Origin of the sequence: Bradyrhizobium sp. S3.12.5, from assembly GCF_040548225.1 — a bacterium.
Classification (GTDB): domain Bacteria; phylum Pseudomonadota; class Alphaproteobacteria; order Rhizobiales; family Xanthobacteraceae; genus Bradyrhizobium; species Bradyrhizobium cytisi.
On the sequence record NZ_JBEPRF010000007.1, the window covers coordinates 1 to 23156 of the forward strand.

Genomic DNA, 23156 nt, shown 5'->3' on the forward strand with positions numbered 1-23156 from the left:
ATGCCCGCCGGCCTCCCGTCCCGGCGGGTAGCTTGAATCACCAAAACGCTGATTTGTGAATCCCCAACGATTCAGTCAGATGGGCTAACGCTCTAACTTTTCGAAAAAGATTTGGCCGCAATTTCCTCCGTGGGAATACGAGGGAGTTTTTTCGACATGAACGGCCAAATCAACGGACACGCCATTTTCGAGAACGTGCGCCGCTACCGCGGCATCGCATCGCTCTATCGCCAGACCGCGGCGTTTCGGCCGGGCCAGCGCTGGTCGCTGCTGGAGCAGGCCAGCGAGTGGGAAGCCCGCGCGCTGTCGGAGCTGGAAGCCTATTTCGCCGCGCGCGCCGATTACGCCACGCCGCTCGCTGCCTGATTGTAACCATCCGACGCGAACGTCAGCGAAGGGCCTCCTCCAGATCATCGTCATTCTGGCGGCGACGATCGCAATGAAGCTGATGGGTAAGCGCGGGCGGCGCTATCGCCCGCCGAAATCGGGCACCTCGGGCAGATAATTCGCGCCTTCCGATCCCAAAAAATCGAACATCGCCTGCGCCGGCGGCAACAGCACCTTGTCGCTGCGGCGGATCACGTACCATTGCCGGACAATCGGCAGGCCCGCGACGTCGAGCACGATCAGTCGGCCTTCGGCGAGCTCATGCGCCACCGTATGCGCCGAGATGAAGGCGATGCCGAGTCCGGCGATCACCGCCTGCTTGATGGTCTCGTTGCTGCTCATCTCCATGCCGATGATCGGTTCGAGATCGGACTTCTGGAACATTCCCTCCATCAGCGTGCGTGTGCCCGATCCCGGCTCGCGGGTGAGGAAGGTCTCGTGCACGAGATCGGTCAGGCTGAGGCCCGAATCCTTCTCCAGCCAATGCCCCTTGCGCGCGACGATGATGTGCGGATTGCGCCCGAGTTGGCGTACGTCGACGCTGACGTCGGCCGGTGGCCGACCCATCACCGCGAAATCGAGCTCGTAGCCGTGGATGGCCTCGCGGATCTCCTCGCGGTTGCCGATAGTCAGCTTGATCTCGATCTTCGGTGAGCGCTTGGAGAATGCCGCGATTGCGTGCGGCACGAAATATTTCGCGGTCGAGACCGCGCCGAGATGCACCGTGCCGGCGGTTCTTCCGGCGAGCAGGTCGAGCGCGCCCTGACAGTCCGTGATCGCGGCCTCGACGCGCTCGGCGAGCGCCAGAACCTCGCGGCCTGCCTCCGTCAGCAGCATGCCGTCGCCGGTCCGCTGCACCAGCGGCAGGCCGGCGAGGTCCTGAAGCTGCCTCAGCTGCTGGGTTACGGCCGGCTGGGTCAGCCCGAGTTGGGTCGAGGCCGCGGTGACGCTGCCCTTGGCTGAAAGCGCCGCAAGCGAGCGCAACTGCCGGATCGTCAGATGCCGGAGCTGGGCCGCTGCATGGCCGGGACCACTATAAGAAAATTCTTTGGCGCTCATTATAATTAGAAATTTTCCTTATTAAGCTGCCCCTGTCAATCTCCTTATGCCGGGACCGACCGCACCGACCTCCGCCGGGGAGGGAACTGGATGCGGCGCCCAGAAGGGATGGACGCATGACCGGGCAACTCAGGCTGGACGACCACCTTCAACGGTATTCCGAGACGGCACCGCACGCGCTGGCAGTGGCGGCCGCAGTCGATGCCATCGCGGCGGCCGCGACCGAGATCGCCGACCTCATCAGCACCGGCGATCTCGCGGACGCCTCGGGCCTGACCACGGGCCGCAACAGCGACGGCGATCTCCAGCGCGATCTCGACATCCAGGCGGATGCGATCCTGCGCCGCTGCCTCGGCAAGGTGCCGGTCGCGGCGCTCGCATCGGAGGAGATGCGCGAGCCGCAGATCGGAGACCGCGAAGCAAAGATCTGCGTCGCAATCGATCCGCTCGACGGCTCCTCCAACATCGATCTCAACATGACCGTCGGCACGATCTTCTCGATTCTGCCCGCGACGGACGACCTATCGCTCGCTTTCCATCAGCGCGGCTCGGCGCAGCTCGCCGCGGGCTTCGTGACCTACGGCCCGCAGACTTCGCTGGTGCTGACGCTCGGCGACGGTGTCGACATATTCACCCTCGACCGCAAGGCCGGCTGTTTCCGGCTCGCGCGCAGCAGCGTGCAGATCTCCGAGGCGTGCGACGAGTTCGCGATCAATGCGTCCAACCGCCGGCATTGGGACCCGCCGATGCGTGCCTTCATCGACGAATGCCTCGCCGGTGTCGACGGACCCGCCAACCATAATTTCAATATGCGCTGGATCGGCTCGCTGGTCGCGGAGGCCTATCGCATCCTCACCCGCGGCGGCATCTTCCTCTATCCCTCTGACGCGCGTCCCGGCTATGGCGACGGCCGCCTGCGTTTGACCTACGAAGCCCATCCGATGGCGATGATTATCGAGCAGGCCGGCGGCTCCGCTTCGACCGGGCGCGAGCGCGTCCTCGACCTCGCGGCGGACAGCCTGCACCAGCGCGTGCCGCTGGTCATGGGGTCGAGTAACGAGGTGCGGCGCGTCGCCGAGCTTCACTGCGATCCGCTGCTCGTTGCCAGCGTCTCGGCGCCGCTGTTCGCGCGGCGCGGCTTCTTCCGGTTGTGATGGGAGGCAACGAATGTCCAGGAAGCATCCGATCATCTCCATCACCGGCTCGTCTGGCGCAGGAACGACCTCGGTCAAGAAGACCTTTGAGCAGATCTTCTTCCGCGAGAAGGTCAACGCCGTCTACATCGAAGGCGACGCCTTCCATCGCTACGACCGCACCGAGATGCGCACGCAGATGGCCACGGAGGCCGAGCGCGGCAACAAGCATTTCAGCCATTTCAGCCCGGAGACCAATCTGTTCGAGGAGCTGGAGCGCGCGTTCCGCGACTATGGCGAGACCGGCACCGCGGTGACGCGGCACTACGTGCACGACGCCGAGGAATCCGCGCTGCACGGCGTCGCGCCCGGTACTTTCACCGAATGGGCGCGGCTGCCGGAGAACTCGGACCTGCTGTTCTACGAGGGCCTGCACGGCGCCGTGGTTACCGACAAGGTCAATGTCGCGCGCTATGCCGACCTCAAGATCGGCGTCGTGCCCGTGATCAATCTCGAGTGGATCCAGAAGCTGCACCGTGACCGCAGCGCGCGCGGCTATTCGACCGAGGCCGTCACCGACACGATTCTGCGGCGGATGCCGGATTACATCCACTACATCTGTCCGCAATTCACCGACACCGACATCAACTTCCAGCGCGTGCCGACGGTGGACACGTCCAATCCGTTCATCGCGCGCTGGATCCCGACGCCTGATGAATCGATGGTCGTGATCCGCTTCAAGAATCCGCGCGGCATCGACTTTCCCTATCTGCTCTCGATGCTGCCGCACAGCTTTATGTCGCGCGCGAATTCGATTGTGTGTCCGGGGGCGAAGTTGGACCTGGCGATGCAGCTGATCCTGACGCCGCTGATCATGCAGCTCATCGAGCGCAAGCGAAACCTGAAGTAAACCAGGGGAGGATCCAATGAACATCTCCGTCCACGCCGACGCCGACCTCACCGCGGTCGCGCACTCCGATCTCGCCAATGCCGTCCGCTTCCTCGCGGTCGACGCCATCGAGGCCTCGCAGTCGGGCCATCCCGGCCTGCCGATGGGCATGGCCGATGTTGCGACGGTGCTGTTCTCGCGCTTCCTGAAGTTCGACTCGGCCCATCCCAATTGGCCGGATCGAGACCGCTTCGTGCTCTCGGCCGGGCACGGCTCGATGCTGCTCTATGCGCTGCTGCATCTGACCGGTGGCGATGTTAGCCTCGACGACATCAAGGCGTTCCGGCAATGGGGCTCGAAGACGCCGGGCCATCCCGAATATGGTCACACCCCGGGCGTCGAGACTACGACCGGGCCGCTGGGGCAGGGCATCGCGACGGCCGTGGGTATGGCGCTCGCCGAGCGTATGGCCAATGCGCGGCATGGCGACGGCCTCGTCGATCACTTCACCTATGTGATATCAGGCGATGGGTGCCTGATGGAAGGGATCAGCCAGGAGGCGATCTCGCTTGCAGGTCACCTCCAGCTTGGCCGCCTGATCGTGCTGTTCGACGACAACGGCATCTCGATCGACGGACCGACATCGCTTGCGACCTCGGACGACCAGCTGGCGCGCTTCGCTGCATCCGGCTGGTCGGTGCGCCGCGTCGATGGGCACGATCCCGAGGCTGTTGCTCAGGCGATCGCAGAGGAACGTGAGAGCGCAAGACCGTCGCTGATCGCCTGCCGCACCATCATCGGTTATGGCGCGCCGGACCGACAAGGTACTGAGAAGGCGCATGGCGCGCCGCTCGGCACCGAGCAGACCGCGGCGGCGCGGCGGACGCTTGGCTGGGACTATCAGCCGTTCGTGGTGCCGATCCTGATCCTGAAGGCGTGGCGGATGATTGGGCAGCGTGGGCAAGTGGATCGCCTCGCTTGGCTCGATCGTTACGAACGCGCGACGCCCGAGCAGCGTGACCTGTTCATCGAGGGCAAGTCGGTTGCCCTGCCGATCGCCTATGCCCAGGCCTCGGCGAAATTGCGCGAGCGCTTTGCCACCGAGCGTCCCAAGCTTGCGACGCGGCAGGCCTCGCAACAGGTGCTCGACGGCATCGCGGGAACGATCCCCGGATTAGTCGGCGGCTCCGCGGACCTGACACATTCGAACCTGACGCAGGCCAAGGTGCAGGCGCCTGTCCGACGTGACGCGTTCGCCGGCGATTACATCCATTACGGCATTCGCGAGCACGGCATGGCGGCTGCCATGAACGGGCTCGCGGTCCATGGCGGCTTCATTCCCTATGGCGGCACGTTTCTCGCCTTCTCCGACTACAGCCGGCCGGCGATCCGCCTTGCGGCCTTGATGCGGCTGCGTGTCATCCATGTGATGACGCACGACTCCATCGGCCTCGGCGAGGATGGTCCGACGCATCAGCCGGTCGAGCATCTCGCCGCTCTCCGCGTCATTCCGAACCTGCTCGTGTTCCGTCCCGCCGATGCGGTGGAGACGCTGGAAGCCTGGGACTGCGCGCTCGAATCGGAGGATCGTCCGTCCGTGCTGTGCCTGTCGCGCCAAGCGTTGCCGACCTTCCGCAGCGATGTCCGCGGCAGGAACCGGGTCGCGCGCGGCGCCTATGTGATTGTCTCGCCCGATGGCGGACGCGACGTGACACTGGTGGCGACCGGCTCGGAAGTCCCGATCGCGCTGGAAGCGGCTCGCCTGCTCGCGACCGAGCATGTCCGCGCCGCCGTCGTGTCGGCGCCGTGCTTCGCCCTGTTCGAGGAGCAACCGGACGATTATCGCGCCGCGGTTCTTGGCACGGCGCCGCGTGTCGGCATCGAGGCGGCCGTCGCCGGCGATTGGCATCGCTGGATCGGCGCTGAGGGCGAGTTCGTCGGCATGCGCGGCTTCGGTGCCTCGGCACCGGCTCCAGTGCTCTACCGCGAATTCGGCATCACGCCGCAAAGCGTCGCCGAAGCTGCCCGGCGGGCGATCGCCCGCGCTCGCAAGCAATAACAGGAGGACCCTTCGTGGCCCGTATCACCCTTCGCCAATTACTCGATCATGCCGCCAGCCACGGCTACGCGGTGCCGGCATTCAACATCAACAACATGGAGCAGGGCATCGCGATCATGCAGGCGGCGGCCGAGGTCGATGCGCCCGTCATCATCCAGGCCTCGCGCGGTGCCCGTAGCTATGCCGGCGATCTCATGCTTTCGCACATGATCGACGCGCTGGAGCGAACCTATCCGGACATTCCGCTCTGCATGCACCAGGACCACGGCAACGACGAGGCCACCTGTGCCAGCGCCATCGCACATGGCTTCACCTCGGTGATGATGGACGGTTCGCTCAAGGCCGACGCGAAGACGGCGGCCGACTACGACTACAACGTCGCGATCACCCGCCGCGTCGTCGATCTCGCGCACTGGGTCGGCGCCTCCGTCGAAGGCGAGCTCGGTGTGCTCGGCTCGCTCGAGCATGGTGGTGGTGAGCAGGAGGATGGCCACGGCGTCGAGGGCAAGATCAGCCACGACCAACTGCTGACCGATCCCGACCAGGCCGTCGACTTTGTTCGTGCCACCAAGGTCGATGCGCTCGCCATTGCAATGGGTACTTCGCACGGCGCCTACAAGTTCAGCCGCAAGCCGGATGGCGACATTCTGGCGATGCGGGTGGTCGAGGAGATTCATCGCCGGCTGCCGAATACGCACCTCGTGATGCACGGTTCCTCGTCGGTGCCGCAGCCGCTCCAGGACATGTTCAACCAGTTCGGCGGCGAGATGCCGCAGACCTGGGGCGTGCCGGTCGAGGAGATTGTCCGGGGCATCAAGAGCGGCGTGCGCAAGGTCAATATCGACACGGATTGCCGGCTCGCCATGACCGCCGTGTTCCGCAAGGTCGCCACACAGAATCGCAACGAGTTCGATCCGCGCAAATTCTTGAAACCCGCGATGGATGCGATGCGCGAGCTTTGCCGCGATCGTTTTGAGCAGTTCGGCACCGCGGGGCATGCCAGCAAGATCAAGGTCGTTCCCTTGAGCGAGATGGCGCGGCGCTACCGTACCGGCGAGCTCGACCCCAGTGCCGGCGCCCGCGAGCCAGTCGCAGCCTAATCATGCAGAGAGAAGAGCAGGAGAGAGCCATGAATGCACACGCAGGAACCGTCCGCGGCAAAGAGCGCTATCGCTCGGGCACGATGGAATACGCGCGCATGGGCTATTGGGAGCCCGACTATGTGCCAAAGGACACCGATGTCATCGCGCTGTTCCGCGTCACGCCGCAAGACGGCGTCGACCCGATCGAGGCCTCGGCGGCCGTTGCCGGTGAATCCTCCACCGCGACCTGGACGGTGGTGTGGACCGACCGCCTGACCGCTGCCGAGAAGTATCGCGCAAAGTGCTATCGCGTCGATCCGGTGCCCGGCACGCCTGGCTCGTATTTCGCCTACATCGCCTATGACCTCGACCTGTTCGAGCCGGGTTCGATCGCCAACCTGTCGGCATCGATCATCGGCAACGTGTTCGGCTTCAAGCCGCTCAAGGCGCTACGCCTGGAGGACATGCGCTTCCCGGTCGCCTATGTGAAGACATTCCAGGGACCGGCGACCGGCATCGTGGTCGAGCGCGAGCGGCTCGACAAGTTCGGCCGACCGCTGCTGGGCGCAACAATCAAACCGAAGCTCGGACTCTCCGGCCGCAACTACGGCCGCGTCGTCTACGAGGCGCTGAAAGGCGGGCTCGACTTCACCAAGGACGACGAGAACATCAACTCGCAGCCCTTCATGCACTGGCGCGACCGTTTTCTCTATTGCATGGAGGCGGTGAACCGCGCGCAGGCGGCCTCCGGCGAGGTCAAGGGCACGTATCTGAACATCACTGCCGGGACGATGGAGGACATGTACGAGCGCGCGGAGTTCGCGAAGGAGCTCGGGTCGTGCATCGTCATGATCGACCTCGTGATCGGCTACACCGCGATCCAGTCCATGGCGAAATGGGCGCGCCGCAACGACATGATCCTGCATCTGCACCGCGCCGGTCACTCGACCTATACGCGGCAGAAAAACCACGGCGTGTCGTTCCGCGTCATCGCCAAATGGATGCGGCTGGCCGGCGTCGACCACATCCATGCCGGCACCGTGGTCGGCAAGCTCGAAGGCGATCCCAACACCACGCGCGGCTATTACGACGTCTGCCGCGAGGATTTTAACCCGACCAGGCTCGAGCATGGCCTGTTCTTCGACCAGTCCTGGGCGAGCCTGAACAAGATGATGCCGGTGGCCTCCGGCGGCATCCATGCCGGCCAGATGCACCAGCTGCTCGATCTGCTCGGCGAGGACGTCGTGCTGCAATTCGGCGGCGGCACCATCGGCCATCCCATGGGCATTGCGGCGGGCGCGATCGCCAACCGCGTGGCGCTGGAGGCGATGATCCTCGCCCGCAACGAGGGCCGCGACTATGTCCATGAAGGTCCGGAGATCCTGGCCAGAGCCGCCGAGACGTGTACGCCGCTGAAGGCCGCACTCGAGGTCTGGAAGGACGTCACCTTCAACTATCAATCCACAGACACGCCGGACTTCGTGCCGACCGCGCTCGAAACGGCTTGAGGAGACGCAACATGAAACTCACCCAGGGCTGCTTCTCATTCCTGCCCGATCTTACCGACGATCAGATCACCAAGCAGGTGCAGTACTGCCTCGCCAATGGCTGGGCGGTGAACATCGAGTTCACCGACGACCCGCATCCCCGCAACACCTATTGGGAGATGTGGGGCCTGCCGATGTTCGATCTCCAGGACGCCGCCGGTGTGATGATGGAGCTCGCCGAGTGCCGCAGGGTCTATGGCGACCGTTACATCCGCATCAGTGGCTTTGACTCCAGCCATGGATGGGAGTCGGTGCGCATATCTTTCCTGGTCAACCGCCCGCCGCAGGAGGCTGAATTCGAGCTGGTGCGGCAGGAGGTTGGCGGCCGCGCGATCCGGTACAGCACCATACGCAAGCCGGCTGCCCACGCCTCGCAATAGCCACTCCCTTCCGCGCGGACCACTCCCTGCTCCGTATCCTTGGCGGACCACTGCTTCGCCGCTCCCCTCGCGGCGAAGCTCTTTTCTTCGAGGTGCCCATGCTCGACGTTCCCCATGCAACGGCCGCCGATGGCGGTGAGACCCAATTCGATCTCCGCAAGGAGGCCGAAGCGGCCGGGATCACCGACACGCTGCAACAGCTCGATCAGGAGCTGATCGGCCTCCGCCCGGTCAAGAACCGGGTGCGCCAGATCGCCTCGCTGCTGCTGATCGAGCGGATCCGCCAGCGTGCGGGCCTCGCATCGGCACCACCGACACTGCACATGTCGTTCACCGGCAATCCCGGTACCGGCAAGACCACAGTGGCGTTGCGCATGGCAAAGATCCTGCACGGGCTCGGCTTCGTGCGGCGCGGGCAGGTGATCTCGGTGACGCGCGACGATCTTGTCGGGCAATATATCGGCCACACCGCGCCGAAGACGAAGGAGATCCTGAAGAAGGCGATGGGCGGCGTGCTCTTCATCGACGAGGCCTATTACTTGCACCGGCCCGACAACGAACGCGACTACGGCCAGGAGGCGATCGAGATCTTGCTCCAGGTGATGGAGAACCAGCGCGAAGACCTCGTGGTGATCCTCGCCGGCTACGGCGAGCGCATGACGAGCTTCTTCGCCTCCAATCCCGGCTTCCGCTCGCGCATCGCCCATCACATCGAATTTCCGGATTATGCGGAAGCCGAGCTGCTGGTCATCGCCGAGCTGATGCTGAGGGAGCGCGGCTACCGCCTCTCGGTGGCTGCGCGCGAGGCCTTCGAGAAGTACATCGCGTTGCGCCGGACCCAGCCGTTCTTCTCCAATGCGCGCTCGATCCGCAACGCCGTCGATCGCATTCGTCTGCGGCAGGCCGATCGCCTGGTGTCGGATCTCGACCGCATGCTCGACGTTGCCGCTCTCGAGACGATCGATCCCATCGACGTCCTGGCGAGCCGTGTCTTCAGCGGCGGGGCAGATGCGCGGAGTGCAAAGACATGACCAGGGAGATCATTATCGCCCCCTCGATCCTTGCGGCGGATTTCGCGCGCCTCGGCGAGGAGATCGCAGCGATCGATGCGGCCGGCGCCGACTGGATCCACTGCGACATCATGGACGGCCACTTCGTGCCGAATATCAGCTTTGGCGCAGATGTCATCAAGGCGATCCGTCCGGCGACGAAGAAGGTCTTTGACGTGCATCTGATGATCGCGCCTGTCGATCCCTATCTGGAGGCGTTCGCGAAGGCGGGGGCCGATGTCATCACCGTCCATGCCGAGGCGGGCCCGCATCTCGACCGTTCGCTCCAGGCGATCCGCGCACTCGGCAAGAAGGCAGGCGTCAGCCTGTGCCCGGCGACGCCCGAGAGCGCGATCGAATATGTGCTCGATCGTCTAGATCTTGTGCTGGTGATGACGGTCAACCCTGGCTTCGGCGGCCAGTCTTTCCTCGAATCCCAGCTCGAGAAGATCAGGCGCATTCGAAGCATGATCGGCGAGCGGCCGATCCGTCTCGAGGTTGATGGTGGCGTCACGCGGGACAATGCCGCTGCGGTTGCCGAGGCCGGCGCGGATACGCTCGTGGCGGGTTCCGCGGTTTTCCGCGGCAAGAGCAGTGCCGATTATGCCGCCAATATCGCCGCCATTCGCGTTGCCGCGGAAGCCGCCCGGGTTCCGAAACTGCAGGATCATTCCGCGCTGCCGATGCGTGCAGGAGAAGGCGGGCGCATCCGGTAGATTACGGAGGCGCTGCGCGCAACCGCGACGTTTTCCCGGGGTTTTGCGGAGGCTCGCCGCGGAAGCTGCTCGCCAATGCCGCCTCCGCGCTGTGTCGCGCCGGTGGTCGCGGAAGGGGTGGAGACGGAGGCGCAGCGTGCCTTCCTGGAACACGAGGGCTGCGGGGAGATGCAGGGCTATCTCATCGGGCGGCCCGAACCGATCGAACAGTATTGCGATCTGATCGGCATCAACGTCGAACGCCGCCGCTACGCCTTGAACCCATCGCAGCTTCCAGGCTCGGTTCGCCCGATAGGAACCAATGGGCGTCTGCAGGTTTTCTGAAAATTAACCCAGGTTAAGCGGGCCGTGGGCGCAAGAAATGTTTTGCATAACCGCCATCGGCCTGACGCAAATCAGGGTAATAAGCCTGTGTGAATGCGAGGGAGGGTCTCATGGAGAACGTACGTCGCTACCGCGCGCTGGCGTCCCTCTGTCGCCAGCAGGCGGCCTATCGGCCGCTCCAGAACTGGCAGCTGCTCGGCCAGGCCGAACATTTCGAATATCTTGCCGAGATCGCGCTGAAGGCGCATTTCGACGCGTGCAATGCGCAACGCGAAGACGACGCCATCGCAGCTGCGGCATGGGAGCGCCCCGCCGCGGCTTAGAGCGGTCTAACTGCAATTCCTCAACGGACTGCTCGCCGGGCTTTCATTGCGCAGCGCAACGTCCGTTTCGAGAATCTGGCTTGCGGCCGCCGGCCGCACTTTCTTTGCCAAGATTTAATCGCGTGGACGGGACGCCGTAAGGTGGCGATGTCCATGTTGGGTGCAAGGCGACTTACCCAACATGGACATTTCAACATGATCGATCGCGTCAATTCCGACACCACCAAGAGCCGCACAATTCTGAAGCCGCGCCGGCTTGCGCTGCTTGGCACCGTGGCCGCGCTTGGCGTGGCCGTGCTGGCTGCGTCTCCCGCTTCGACGCCGTTCGGCGTGAACTCCCTGATTGCGCCTGCGCAGGCAGCTGAAAGCGCCGCGACGCCGCCGGGCTTCGGCGACCTCGTCAGCAAGGTCAAGCCCGCCGTCATCTCGGTGCGCGTGAAGATCGACCAGGACAACGACAAGAGCGCGATGCTGCAACAGAACCGGATGGATTCGGATGAGGATTCTCCGTTCGACCAGTTCTCGCGGCAGTTCGGCTTTCCGGGCGGCATGAACGGCATGCCGCGCCAACGTCACCAGGTGGTCACGGGCGAGGGCTCAGGCTTCTTCATCTCGGCCGACGGCTATGCCGTGACCAACAACCACGTCGTCGACCATGCACAGTCGGTGCAGGTGACGACGGACGACGGCACGATCTACACCGCGAAAGTGGTCGGCACCGATCCGAAGACCGATCTCGCGCTGATCAAGGTCGAGGGCAAAAAGGACTTTCCGTTCGTGAAATTCTCCGACCAGAAGCCGCGGATCGGCGACTGGGTGGTTGCTGTTGGCAATCCCTTCGGCCTCGGCGGCACCGTGACGGCCGGCATCGTCTCGGCCAGCGGCCGCGACATCGGCAACGGTCCCTATGACGACTTCATCCAGATCGATGCACCCATCAACAAGGGCAACTCGGGCGGTCCGGCCTTCGACATGAACGGCAACGTGATCGGCGTGAACACCGCGATCTTCTCGCCCTCGGGCGGCTCAGTCGGCATCGGCTTCGATATTCCGTCCTCGACTGCAAAGCTCGTGGTCGCGCAGTTGAAGGACAAGGGTGCTGTCACCCGCGGCTGGCTCGGTGTGCAGGTGCAGCCGGTGACCGCGGAGATCGCCGATAGCCTCGGCCTGAAGGCGGCGCGCGGCGCAATCGTCGATAACCCGCAGGATGGCAGCCCGGCGGCGAAGGCCGGCATCGAGGCGGGCGATGTCATCACCGCTGTCAACGGCACCGCGATCAAGGACTCCCGCGATCTCGCCCGCACCATCGCCACGCTGGCGCCGGGCACGTCCGTGAAGCTCGATGTCGTCCACAAGGGCGACACCAAGACGGTGACGCTGGCGCTCGGCGAACTGCCTACCGAGCGGCAGGCCCAAGGAAGCGGCAACGCTGACGACGGCAAGACGCAGCAGGCCCCCGGCACGCCGCGCCTCGGCCTCAGCCTGGCGCCCGCCGGCGACGTCCAGGGCGCAGGTCAGAAGGGCGTCGTGGTCACGGAGGTCGACCCGCAGGGACCGGCGGCGCAGCGCGGCATCCAGACCGGCGACGTCATCCTCAATGTCGGCGGCAAGGCAGTCGCCACTGTCGGCGACGTCCGCTCGGAGCTGGCGCAGGCCAAATCGTCCGGCAAGAACAGCGTGCTGCTGCAGGTGAAGAATGCGGAGGCGACCCGGTTCATCGCGGTGCCGCTCGCCTGATCTGATCACGCCTCTTGGTCTCGACGGCAAATTCAAAAGGCGGCCTGCGGGCCGCCTTTTTCGTGCGCGCCTTCCGAGATACCCACAGGCCGCCGATAACATTCTCGTTAACGGCAGCAATGATGACGGGTTCGTCCGAAAAAGCCGCGTTCACTCGTCAGACTTTGAGATCGCGTGTTGTGCTTTGGCGGCAATGACGGCGCCGAGGCAAATTGCAGGAGTGGAACTTCGGACCTCCGGCCGCTTTGTGGAACCGGCCGGTGGTTCGCATTTGATCGGTGCCGACATGGATCGATTGAAGCTCTCGCTGAAGCTTGCGCTGCTCGCGGCGCCTCTATTGCTGTCGACCGGAAGTGCCATGGGGCGCGATGATGGCCGCTTCACCGATTCGCCGCTAAAACCCTGGTTCGACAGCCTGCGCAGCCATCTCGGTCCGTGCTGTTCGGACGCGGACGGCGTTGCCGTGGCCGATCCTGACTGGGACTCGCACAATGGGCACTACCGAGTCCGGCTTGATGGGGAATGGGTCGAGGTCCCCGACGAAGCCGTGATCACCGAGCCGAACCGCGCCGGCCGCACCATGGTCTGGCCGGTCAAGACGGCGTTCGGCGTTTCGATCCGCTGCTTCATGCCCGGCACCATGATCTGACGCCGATCGGCGTCATCGCTTCGCGGATTTGCTCTTGGCGGATTTGCGCTTCGAACTCTTCTTCGCGCTTTTCTTCTTGGACGTCTTCCGTTTCGAAGCCTTCTTCGGGACCTTCTTGCCCTTCTTGCGCGCTTCCGAGAGGCCGATCGCGATCGCCTGCTTGCGGCTCTTCACGCGTCCGCCGCGACCGCTCTTCGCAGTCCCCTTCTTGTAACGCCGCGTCTGGCGCTCGACATCACTGCTGGCGCTGCGTGAGTAGCTGCGCTTCTTTGCCTTGCGTGCCATCAACTCTCTCCCTTGGCCTCCCCTTGGCCTCGGAAGAGAACAGGAGTGCTGACCCAACGTTCCAAAGGCGCCGGCCGCGAGCCTTAGAAGGAGTTCGCGAGTTCGATCTCCGCTTCCAGCACCTGGATGCGGTGCGCCGCTTCGGTAGAGGACAGACTGCGATCGTATTGCGCGGGTTGGTAGGCCTCTTCACTCAGCCGCTTCAGTCGCAGCCCCTGCGCCCGGGTCATCTGCTCCATGAGGAAAACCTTGGCGTCGTATTTGCGCTGAAGCTGCATGTCCGCTCTCCATTCTGAATCCGTAGCTTGATTATATGTTCTTATTTTGTTCTAACAAGCCTCTAACAAGTCATGGACAACAGAATTAATGAAATTCGACGCAAAATCAGTGCCTTGAGGCTGGAGATGGCCGATGTCGAGGCGGCCGTACGCGATCTCGTCAATCGCGATCGCGACTGCACCGAACGGGCCCAGGCACAGATGGATTTGCGCCGGAAAATCAATCTGTTGATCGGCGAATGGAAGGCCGCTGGCGGTGGCAAGGTGTTGATTTGAGGCGGGCCGGCCGGGATGCTTTGACCCGCGCACCGACCATGTGGCCCTGAGAGGATGTTCGATCATCCAAGAACAGGCCCCGCTCTCGCGAAGCCTGTTCTCTGGCGAGCTTACTTGGTGTTGCCCGGGGCGCTCTTGTTGTTCGTCATGGTGCCGCCCTGGTCAGAGCCGCCCTGACCGGAGGTGTCGCTGCCCTTGGACTTCGTGTTGGCGCCTGTCGTTTGCGAGGACGAGGTCGATGATTCATGCTTGGCCTTGTGTGACTTGGCCTGTACGGCGAAGGGCGCGGCGGCGAGGCCGGTTGCCAACATCACGGCGAGAGCGAGCTTGGTCGTGTTCATGCGCGGGAACTCCCTGAGTTGAATTGACGCAGGCACCCAACCGCTATTTGCCGCGGGAGTTCCGAACAATACGTCGCATTGCGCCTCACGCGCGCTTCAAGATTCCTTGTCCTCGTTGAGGATGAGCACGACGCCCGTCAGGGCGGCACCGATGGCAAACGTCGTCACCATCGTGCCGACAAAGACCAAGGCTGCCGCACGGCCGCCGTGGTTCAGCAATTCTGCGACCGCAGGATTGACCAGAATGAGCGCGAGCGTGAAGGCCAGACCGAGTGCAGCGCCCATCATCGCATGCGTCATTAATTTGATGACGCCGGTGGGAGAGATCAGGCTTGGCGACCTATTTGGCGACTTTTTTGCGCGCATGGAACTGCCGATCGATCTGTCATGCAAACGCGTGCCGCAATCGCGGGTTCCAATGCGCATGAAGGAATTGTCATCTGCCGCTTCATCCGACGTTCATGCCGACTTTGCGAAGATGAACGCCATCAACACGGGAACATTCGATATGGGCAAGGTGGTCTTTCTCTATCGCTCGCTGGCCTACCGTAACGCGGCGGCCGACATGTTGCGCAAAGCACGCAAGCTGCCGCGCGGTGCGGAGCGCAGCGCCGCCCGCCGCTACGCGACGGCGTTGCGCGATCTCGCGCGAACGGAAGCCTGGCTCGAAGGGCGTGTCGCCGATGAACCGCAGCCGATGTTACGGCTGAAGGTCGCTGCGTCGCGCTAACCCGACGCGCGCTGAAGTTCGGGAGAGGTGCTGGGCTCGAACTTGTCCTGCACCGCCGATGTTGCCGCGCTCTTGCGCGTCAATGGCACATCAAGGCGGCACAACAAGCCCTCTGGACGCCAGTCGAACTGCGCCTGTCCGCCGAGCTGGGATTCGACACTGGCCAGCAGGCTTCTTGTGCCAAAGCCACGCGACTTCGGCGTCCTGACCAACGGCCCTCCGGTCTCGTCCCACGTCAAGGTGAGGAGATCGTTCTCGGCCTGCCAGCCGATCGCGAGCCGCCCCGACCGGGTCGAGAGCGCGCCATACTTGGCCGAATTGGTGAAGAGCTCGTGCAGCGCCAGCGCCAGTGTCTGGGCGGTCGCCGGCAGCAACTGCACCTCGGGACCCCCGAGCTTGATCTGTCCGCCGAGCGAATAGGGCGCAAGCTCTTCCTCGATGAGCTTGGAGAGCTCGGCGCCCTGCCAGCTCGACAGCGACAGGATGGTGTGCACGCGCGCGAGCGCATTGATGCGCCCCTCGACGGCATTGACGTAAGCCTTGACCTCGTCGGCGCGGGTGAGGCGCACGATCGACTGTGCCAGAGCCAGCGCATTCTTGGCGCGGTGATCGACTTCGCGCGCCAGCAGGTTCTGCCGTTCCTCGGCGCGCTTGCGTTCGGTGATATCGACTGTGACGCCGCTCACCCGCACGACTCGACCGCCCGGATCCATAGTCGCGGCGGCCGTGCCGACGCACCAGCGCACATCACCATCGGGCCGGCAGACGCGGAACTCTCCTTCATAGGCGTGCGCGCCGGTATCGAACGCGGCAATCGCCTGGCCGAACTGGTCCACGTCATCCGGGTGCAGCAGCGCCTGGATGTTGGCCGAGGTGACGTTGAACGTCTCCGGTGTCACGCCAAAGATGCGGTACTGGCCTTCGTCCCACATCCAGTCGCCGTTGACCCAGTCCCAGTCCCAGGATCCCATCTTGCCGGCGGCGATTGCCATGCTGCGCCGCTCTTCGCTTTCGCGCAGTTTTGCGGTGGAGTTCTCGAGCTCGGCGGTGCGGGCACGGACACGATCCTCGAGATCCTGATTCAGCCGTTCGAGCTCGCGCGTCTTGCGATAGAGCTCGGCAAACACCTTGACCTTGGCTCGCAGCACCTCCGGCACGACAGGAACTGGCACGTAGTCGACGGCGCCCATCTCGTAGCCGCGCAGCCGGTCGATGTCGCTGACCTGGATCGCCGAAATGAAGATCATCGCGGTCTTCTGGAAGCGCGGATGCTCGCGGATCATTGCCGCGAGCTCGAAGCCGTCGAGCTCGGGCATGCAGACATCGACCAGGATCACCGCGATCTCGGTCTTGAGCAGGACCTCCAGCGCCTCGCGGCCGGACGAGGCGATCACGAGGTTCTCGCCGAGTTCCTTTAGGATCACCTCGTAAGCGAGCAGCTTGGCCGGCTGGTCGTCGACGAGGAGGATATTGACCTTTTCGTGGTCCATTCTCGGATCCAACTCAGCGATGCAGCCACATGCGGATCGCAAGCAGCAATTGATCAGTGTTGACGGGTTTGGCGAGGTAGTCGGACGCGCCGGCTTCCAGGCATTTTTCGCGATCGCCCTTCATCGCCTTCGCCGTCAGCGCGATGATCGGCAGGCGCAGGAAGGCCGGATTCTCGCGGATCACGCCGATGGTCTGATAGCCATCCATCTGCGGCATCATGATGTCCATCAGCACGATGGCGATTTCCGGGTTTGATTCGACCAGCGTCACCGCTTCGCGGCCGGTGGTCGCTGTCAGCACCTTCATGCCGCGTCGTTCCAGTACGCTCGACAGCGCGAAGATGTTGCGCGCATCGTCGTCGACGAGCAGCGCGGTCTTGCCGATCAAATCCTCATCGGAACTGTTGAGCTTCTCCAGCATGCGCTGCTTCTCGACCGGCAGCTCCGTGATCACGCGATGCAGGAACAGGGCGGTTTCGTCGAGCAGGCGTTCGGGCGATTCCACGCCCTTGACCACGATGCTGCGCGCCATGGTGTGAAGTTCCGCATCCTCTTCCGCGGAGAGCTCGCGGCCAGTGAACACCACCACGGGAACGTTCGACAGCGTGTCGTCGCGACGGATCTGCTCCAGCACCTCGAAGCCGCTCATGTCGGGCAGCCTGAGGTCGAGCACGACGCAATCGCAGGGCGCCCCGCGCAGTGTCGACAGGGCACCGGCGCCAGTGTCGGTGGTCACGATCTCGATGTCGTCGTGATGCAGCAGCTCCCGGATCGACAACTGCTCGGCCTCGTTGTCCTCGACGATCAGCAGCCGCTTGCGCCGCGGTCGCGCGTATTCCTTGATCTGCGTCAGCGCGGCGGCAACGCCTTCGGTCGTCGTCGGCTTGTTGACGAAAGAGAAGGCGCCGCGGGCCAGCGCATGCTGGCGGTCCTCGTCGAGCGTGATGATCTGCACGGGGATGTGGCGCGTCAGCGGGTTATGCTTGAGCTGGCTCAGCACCGTCCAGCCGAGCATGTCGGGCAGGAACACATCGAGCGAAACGGCGCGCGGCTGATACTGCTTTGCGAGTTCGAGCGCTTCGGCGCCGCGTGCGGCGACCAGGACCTTGAAATCCTTGTCGCGTGCGAGGTCGACCAGGATGCGGGCATAATGCGGATCGTCCTCGACGATCAAAAGGATGCTGTCACCAGGCTCGAGATTGAGGCGGTCGTCGGGCAGTTGCTCGATGACGCGTTGCTGTTCCGGTGCGGCGGCCTGGAGTGCCGGCGGCTGGTTGTATTGTTGCGGCGCTGGTGCTGCGCGCGGCGCCAGCGTCGGGCCGGAATATTTTAGCGGCAGATACAGCGTGAAGGTCGAGCCCTTGCCCGGGGCGCTGCGCAGGTGGATTTCGCCGCCGAGCAGGCTCGCGAGCTCGCGGCTGATGGCGAGGCCAAGGCCGGTGCCGCCGTATTTACGGCTGGTGCCGGCGTCCGCCTGCTGGAACGCCTCGAAGATCAGCTTCTGCTTCTCCAGGGGAATCCCGATACCGGTATCGGAGACCTCGAAGGCGATCACGGCCGGCGCGGAGTTCAGCACGGGATGATCCGTGCCCCAACCGCCGAGCGCGCCGGCGACCTTCAGCCGTACTTCGCCCTCGCCAGTGAACTTGAAGGCGTTGGAGAGCAGGTTCTTCAGCACCTGCTGCAGGCGCTTGGAGTCAGTGACGATGCTGCGCGCGAGGTTCGGATCGACGTCGATCTTGAACGACAGATTGCGGTTCTCCGCCTCATGCCGGAACGGCCGTCCGACCGTCTCGAGCAGGTTGGCGGTGAGGATTTCCTCTGCGTCAACCGTCACCGTGCCGGACTCGATCTTGGAGAGATCGAGAATGTCGCTGATGAGGTTCAGGAGGTCGGTGCCGGCGCCGTGGATGGTGCGGGCGAATTCGACCTGCTTGGCGGAGAGGTTGCCGTCCGGATTGTCGGTGAGCTGCTGTCCGAGGATCAGGATCGAGTTCAGCGGCGTGCGCAGCTCGTGGCTCATATTGGCCAGGAATTCGGACTTGTACTTCGAGGTCAGCGCGAGCTCGGTCGCCTTTTCCTCGAGCGCGCGGCGGGCCTGCTCGATCTCCTGGTTCTTGCGCTCGACCTCGACGTTGCGCTCGGCGAGCTGCTGCGCCTTCTGCTCGAGCTGGTCGTTGGTCTGCTGCAACTCGCGCTGCTGGGTCTGGAGCTCGCCGGCGAGCTGTTGTGACTGCTTCAGCAGGCCTTCGGTCTGCATCGTCGCTTCGATCGAATTGAGCACGATGCCGATGGAGTCGGTGAGCTGCTCCAGGAATGTCATCTGCGAGGTCGTGAACGAGGTGAGCGAGGCGAGCTCGATCACCGCCTTGACCTGCCCCTCGAACAGCACCGGCAGCACCACGAGGTTCTTCGGCGCGACGCGGAGCAGCGCCGAGTTGATCGGCACCACGTCGGCGGGAATGTCGGAGACCATGCGCGGGCGCCTGTCGAGCGCGCACTGGCCGATCAGGCCGTCGCCGAACGGAAGCACGCGCTGATAGGGATAGACGCCGTCGCCGGCATAGGAGGCCAGCAGCAGGAGCTGCGGATTGTCCTCGTTCTCCACCTGGTAGATCACGCCGGTATGCGCGTTGACCAGCGGCGACAGCTCGGTCAGCAGCAACCGGCCGACGGTCGTGAGATCGCGCTGGCCCTGAAGCATGTTGGTGAACTTGGCGAGGTTGGTCTTAAGCCAGTCCTGTTCGGTGTTCACGTCCGTCGTCAGACGGAGATTCGTGATCATCGTGTTGATGTTGTCTTTCAGCTCGGCCACTTCGCCGCGGGCATCGACCTGAATCGACCGCGTCAAATCGCCCTTGGTCACGGCGGTCGCCACCTCGGCGATCGCGCGCACCTGCGAGGTGAGGTTGGCCGCCAGCAGGTTGACGTTGCCCGTGAGGTCCTTCCAGGTGCCAGCAGCACCGGGCACGTCGGCCTGACCGCCCAGGCGGCCTTCGACGCCGACCTCGCGCGCCACCGACGTCACCTGGTCGGCGAACGTCGCGAGTGTCTCCGTCATGTTGTTGATGGTGTCGGCAAGTGCTGCAACCTCGCCCTTCGATTTCACGGTGAGGTTCTGCTTGAGGTCGCCGTTGGCGACCGCGGTCACCACCTTGACGATGCCGCGGACCTGCTCTGTCAGGTTCGCCGCCATGAAGTTGACGGTGTCGGTGAGATCCTTCCAGGTGCCGGCCACACCGGGCACCTGGGCCTGACCGCCGAGCTCGCCTTCGGTGCCGACCTCGCGCGCAACGCGGGTGACTTCGCCGGCAAACGCGTTGAGCTGGTCCACCATGGTGTTGATGGTGTTCTTGAGCTCGAGGATTTCGCCCTTCACGTCCACGGTGATCTTGCGCGAGAGGTCGCCGCGCGCCACGGCCGTTGTGACTTCGGCGATGTTGCGGACCTGCGTGGTGAGGTTCGCGGCGAGCAGGTTTACGTTGTCAGTGAGGTCCTTCCAGGTGCCGCCGACGCCGGGCACGACGGCCTGACCGCCGAGCCGGCCTTCGGTGCCGACCTCGCGCGCCACGCGCGTCACTTCCGCCGCGAAGGAGCGGAGCTGCTCGACCATCGTGTTCAGGGTATCCTTGAGCAGCAGGATTTCGCCGCGCACGTCCACGGTGATCTTCTTCGACAAATCGCCGCCGGCGATCGCGGTCGCGACCTCGGCGATGTTGCGGACCTGGGCCGTCAGGTTCGAGGCCATGAAGTTGACGTTGTCGGTGAGGTCCTTCCAGGTGCCGGCAACACCGGGCACTTCAGCCTGGCCTCCGAGCTTGCCTTCGGTGCCGACCTCGCGCGCCACGCGCGTCACTTCGCCTGCGAAACCGTTGAGCTGGTCCACCATGGTGTTGATGGTGTTTTTGAGCTCGAGGATTTCGCCCTTCACGTCCACTGTGATCTTGCGTGACAAGTCGCCGCGCGCCACTGCGGTGGTCACTTCGGCGATGTTGCGGACCTGGGCCGTGAGGTTGCCCGCCATCGAGTTCACAGAGTCCGTCAAGTCCTTCCAGGTGCCGGCGACGCCGGGCACGTTGGCCTGACCGCCGAGGCGTCCTTCGGTGCCGACCTCGCGCGCGACGCGCGTCACCTCGCCCGCGAAGCGGTTGAGCTGGTCGACCATCGTGTTCAGCGTGTCCTTGAGCTGAAGGATCTCGCCGCGGACGTCCACCGTAATCTTGCGTGACAGGTCGCCACCGGCGATGGCGGTTGCGACCTCGGCGATGTTGCGGACCTGGGCCGTGAGGTTACCCGCCATCGAGTTCACGTTGTCGGTGAGATCTTTCCAGGTGCCGGCGACGCCCGTCACCTGGGCCTGACCACCAAGCTTGCCCTCGGTGCCGACCTCGCGCGCCACGCGCGTGACTTCGCCGGCGAAGGCGTTGAGCTGGTCGACCATGGTGTTGAGCGTTTCCTTCAGCTGAAGGATTTCGCCCGAGACGTTCACCGTGATCTTCTTGGACAGGTCGCCCTTGGCCACCGCGGTCGCGACCTCGGCGATATTGCGGACCTGACCGGTCAGGTTCGAGGCCATCGAGTTGACGCTGTCCGTCAAATCCTTCCAGGTGCCGGCCACGCCGCGCACCTGGGCCTGGCCGCCGAGCTTGCCCTCGGTGCCGACCTCGCGCGCGACGCGGGTGACTTCGCCGGCGAAGGCGTTGAGCTGGTCCACCATGGTGTTGATGGTGTCCTTCAGCTCAAGGATTTCGCCGCGGACGTCCACCGTGATCTTCTTCGATAGGTCGCCGCCGGCGACCGCCGTCGTCACTTCGGCGATGTTGCGAACCTGCGCGGTCAGGTTCGACGCCATCGAGTTGACGCTTTCCGTGAGGTCCTTCCAGGTGCCGGCGACGCCGAGCACGTTGGCCTGGCCGCCGAGCCGGCCTTCGGTACCGACCTCGCGCGCGACGCGCGTCACTTCGCCGGCGAAGGCATTGAGCTGGTCGACCATGGTGTTGAGCGTTTCCTTCAGCTGAAGGATCTCGCCCGAGACGTTCACCGTAATTTTCTTGGAGAGGTCGCCGCCTGCGATCGCAGTGGCGACGTCGGCGATGTTGCGGACCTGCGCGGTCAGGTTCGACGCCATGAAGTTGACATTGTCGGTGAGGTCCTTCCAGGTGCCGGCCACGCCGGGCACCTGGGCCTGGCCGCCGAGCTTGCCTTCGGTGCCGACCTCGCGCGCGACGCGCGTCACTTCGGAGGCGAAGGAGTTCAGCTGGTCCACCATGGTGTTGATGGTGTCCTTCAGCTCCAGAATTTCGCCGCGCACGTCCACAGTGATCTTGCGGGACAAGTCACCGCGCGCCACGGCGGTGGTTACGTTGGCGATGTTGCGGACTTGCGCGGTGAGGTTGCCGCACATCGCGTTCACGGAGTCGGTCAAATCCTTCCAGGTGCCGGCGACGCCGGGCACGATGGCCTGGCCGCCGAGCTTGCCGTCGGTGCCGACCTCGCGGGCGACGCGCGTCACTTCGGAGGCGAAGGAGCGCAGCTGGTCCACCATCGTGTTGATGGCTTCCTTGAGCTGAAGGATCTCGCCGCGGACGTCGACGGTGATCTTCTTGGACAAGTCGCCGTTGGCCACCGCGATCGTCACCTCGGCGATGTTGCGAACCTGGTTGGTCAGGTTGTTCGCCATCGAGTTGACGCTCTCGGTCAGATCCTTCCAGACGCCGGTCACCTCCGGCACCTGGGCCTGGCCGCCGAGCTTGCCTTCGGTGCCGACCTCGCGCGCGACACGCGTCACTTCCGAGGTGAACACGCCGAGCTGCTTGATCATCGTGTTGACGATGGTCGCCGATTGCAGGAATTCGCCGCCCAGCGGGCGGCCCTCGACGTCGAGCTTGACGGTTTGCAGCAGGTCGCCCTGCGCCACGGCTGCGACCGCGCGGGTCACCTCGCGCGTCGGCCACAGCAGGTCGTCAATCAGCGTGTTGACGGAGCCTTCCATGTCGGCCCAGGAGCCGGAGGCGAGGCCGAATTTCACGCGCTGGCGGGTCTTGCCTTCGCGTCCCACCACCTGGCCGACCAGCTCGAGCTGCTGCGCCATGCGCTGGTTGGCGGCGATGATTTCGTTAAAGGTGTCGGCAATCTTGCCGTCGATGCCGAGGTAGTCGCCGCTCATCCGCACCGAAAAATCGCCGCTGCGCATGGCCTGGAGCGCAAGCAGCAATTCCGGCCGGGAATCCTGCTCCGACATACCGTTGGGTTTTGGTTTTGGGACGCGACGACCGGAGCGTGATGCCGTTCCGGGATCGAGGTCGCTCATGCTATTTCCCCCGCGGGCGTCGGCCGAATCTTAGGCGTGACGCAACTGTCAAATAGAGCGTTAGCCAAATTCGAAATCAAGCGCCAAGGTTGCGACGCGAGGAATTGGAACC

Annotated in this window: 21 protein-coding genes and 1 pseudogene; 15 read left to right on the top strand and 7 right to left on the bottom strand. The window is 64.2% G+C overall.

Features of this window, described 5'->3' with window-relative positions; translation table 11 throughout:
• Positions 1–156 precede the first annotated feature (156 nt).
• Complete coding sequence (locus tag ABIC09_RS11455; RefSeq protein ID WP_354109324.1) at positions 157–366, top strand: hypothetical protein; 210 nt, start codon at positions 157–159, stop codon at positions 364–366.
• 102 nt (positions 367–468) lie between these two features.
• Here the strand turns inward: ABIC09_RS11455 and ABIC09_RS11460 are convergent, their stop codons facing one another.
• Complete coding sequence (locus ABIC09_RS11460; protein WP_148754601.1) at positions 469–1446, bottom strand: LysR family transcriptional regulator; 978 nt, start codon at positions 1444–1446, stop codon at positions 469–471.
• A 116-nt stretch (positions 1447–1562) separates the two neighbouring features.
• Here ABIC09_RS11460 and ABIC09_RS11465 point away from each other — a divergent pair, with 116 nt between their 5' ends.
• The 12 genes and pseudogenes from ABIC09_RS11465 to ABIC09_RS11520 all read left to right on the top strand — a co-directional run bounded on the left by ABIC09_RS11465 (position 1563) and on the right by ABIC09_RS11520 (position 13334).
• The gene (locus tag ABIC09_RS11465) at positions 1563–2600 is read left to right on the top strand and encodes a class 1 fructose-bisphosphatase (RefSeq protein WP_354109325.1); all 1038 of its coding nucleotides are present in this window, start codon (positions 1563–1565) and stop codon (positions 2598–2600) included.
• 13 nt (positions 2601–2613) lie between these two features.
• Positions 2614–3489: a phosphoribulokinase gene (locus ABIC09_RS11470; protein WP_354035149.1), complete on the top strand. Its 876-nt coding sequence runs from the start codon at positions 2614–2616 to the stop codon at positions 3487–3489.
• A gap of 16 nt (positions 3490–3505) precedes the next feature.
• On the top strand, positions 3506–5527 hold the full coding sequence (tkt, locus tag ABIC09_RS11475) for a transketolase (RefSeq protein ID WP_354109326.1): 2022 nt from the start codon (positions 3506–3508) through the stop codon (positions 5525–5527).
• Positions 5528–5541: 14 nt separating this feature from the next.
• Entirely contained in the window at positions 5542–6627 is a 1086-nt protein-coding gene (gene fba, locus ABIC09_RS11480) for a class II fructose-bisphosphate aldolase (protein ID WP_354109327.1), read from the top strand.
• Positions 6628–6656: 29 nt separating this feature from the next.
• On the top strand, positions 6657–8117 hold the full coding sequence (locus ABIC09_RS11485) for a form I ribulose bisphosphate carboxylase large subunit (RefSeq protein WP_148754596.1): 1461 nt from the start codon (positions 6657–6659) through the stop codon (positions 8115–8117).
• 11 nt (positions 8118–8128) lie between these two features.
• On the top strand, positions 8129–8536 hold the full coding sequence (locus tag ABIC09_RS11490; RefSeq protein ID WP_148754595.1) for a ribulose bisphosphate carboxylase small subunit: 408 nt from the start codon (positions 8129–8131) through the stop codon (positions 8534–8536).
• A 98-nt stretch (positions 8537–8634) separates the two neighbouring features.
• On the top strand, positions 8635–9567 hold the full coding sequence (cbbX, locus tag ABIC09_RS11495) for a CbbX protein (RefSeq protein ID WP_354109328.1): 933 nt from the start codon (positions 8635–8637) through the stop codon (positions 9565–9567).
• The gene (gene rpe / locus ABIC09_RS11500) at positions 9564–10301 is read left to right on the top strand and encodes a ribulose-phosphate 3-epimerase (RefSeq protein WP_354109329.1); all 738 of its coding nucleotides are present in this window, start codon (positions 9564–9566) and stop codon (positions 10299–10301) included. Before cbbX ends, rpe begins: the two co-directional genes overlap by 4 nt.
• A gap of 99 nt (positions 10302–10400) precedes the next feature.
• Positions 10401–10625 (top strand): annotated as a pseudogene (locus ABIC09_RS11505) (hypothetical protein); the annotation flags it as partial.
• Positions 10626–10735: 110 nt separating this feature from the next.
• Complete coding sequence (locus tag ABIC09_RS11510) at positions 10736–10948, top strand: hypothetical protein (protein ID WP_254129531.1); 213 nt, start codon at positions 10736–10738, stop codon at positions 10946–10948.
• 195 nt (positions 10949–11143) lie between these two features.
• Entirely contained in the window at positions 11144–12685 is a 1542-nt protein-coding gene (locus ABIC09_RS11515) for a Do family serine endopeptidase (RefSeq protein ID WP_187435243.1), read from the top strand.
• A 286-nt stretch (positions 12686–12971) separates the two neighbouring features.
• Complete coding sequence (locus ABIC09_RS11520; protein WP_148754589.1) at positions 12972–13334, top strand: hypothetical protein; 363 nt, start codon at positions 12972–12974, stop codon at positions 13332–13334.
• A 12-nt stretch (positions 13335–13346) separates the two neighbouring features.
• Here the strand turns inward: ABIC09_RS11520 and ABIC09_RS11525 are convergent, their stop codons facing one another.
• Together ABIC09_RS11525 and ABIC09_RS11530 are read right to left on the bottom strand one after the other, a co-directional pair.
• Complete coding sequence (locus tag ABIC09_RS11525) at positions 13347–13619, bottom strand: DUF6496 domain-containing protein (RefSeq protein ID WP_354109330.1); 273 nt, start codon at positions 13617–13619, stop codon at positions 13347–13349.
• 83 nt (positions 13620–13702) lie between these two features.
• Positions 13703–13897, bottom strand: a complete 195-nt coding sequence (locus ABIC09_RS11530; protein ID WP_354109331.1) for a DUF3072 domain-containing protein — start codon at positions 13895–13897, stop codon at positions 13703–13705.
• 126 nt (positions 13898–14023) lie between these two features.
• Between ABIC09_RS11530 and ABIC09_RS11535 the strand changes: the two genes are divergently transcribed.
• Positions 14024–14173, top strand: a complete 150-nt coding sequence (locus ABIC09_RS11535) for a hypothetical protein (protein WP_354109507.1) — start codon at positions 14024–14026, stop codon at positions 14171–14173.
• 110 nt (positions 14174–14283) lie between these two features.
• Here ABIC09_RS11535 and ABIC09_RS11540 read toward each other — a convergent pair whose 3' ends face one another.
• Together ABIC09_RS11540 and ABIC09_RS11545 are read right to left on the bottom strand one after the other, a co-directional pair.
• A complete protein-coding gene (locus ABIC09_RS11540) occupies positions 14284–14514 on the bottom strand; it encodes a hypothetical protein (RefSeq protein ID WP_354109332.1) in 231 nt (76 codons plus the stop codon).
• Positions 14515–14610: 96 nt separating this feature from the next.
• The gene (locus ABIC09_RS11545) at positions 14611–14880 is read right to left on the bottom strand and encodes a hypothetical protein (RefSeq protein WP_148754640.1); all 270 of its coding nucleotides are present in this window, start codon (positions 14878–14880) and stop codon (positions 14611–14613) included.
• Here ABIC09_RS11545 and ABIC09_RS11550 point away from each other — a divergent pair.
• A complete protein-coding gene (locus ABIC09_RS11550) occupies positions 14879–15244 on the top strand; it encodes a hypothetical protein (protein ID WP_354109333.1) in 366 nt (121 codons plus the stop codon). The genes ABIC09_RS11545 and ABIC09_RS11550 overlap by 2 nt on opposite strands.
• Here ABIC09_RS11550 and ABIC09_RS11555 read toward each other — a convergent pair.
• Entirely contained in the window at positions 15241–16734 is a 1494-nt protein-coding gene (locus ABIC09_RS11555) for a sensor histidine kinase (protein ID WP_354035135.1), read from the bottom strand. The two genes, ABIC09_RS11550 and ABIC09_RS11555, sit on opposite strands and share 4 nt — an antisense overlap.
• Positions 16735–16747: 13 nt before the next feature.
• The gene (locus ABIC09_RS11560) at positions 16748–23044 is read right to left on the bottom strand and encodes a HAMP domain-containing protein (RefSeq protein WP_354035134.1); all 6297 of its coding nucleotides are present in this window, start codon (positions 23042–23044) and stop codon (positions 16748–16750) included.
• Positions 23045–23156: the final 112 nt, after the last annotated feature.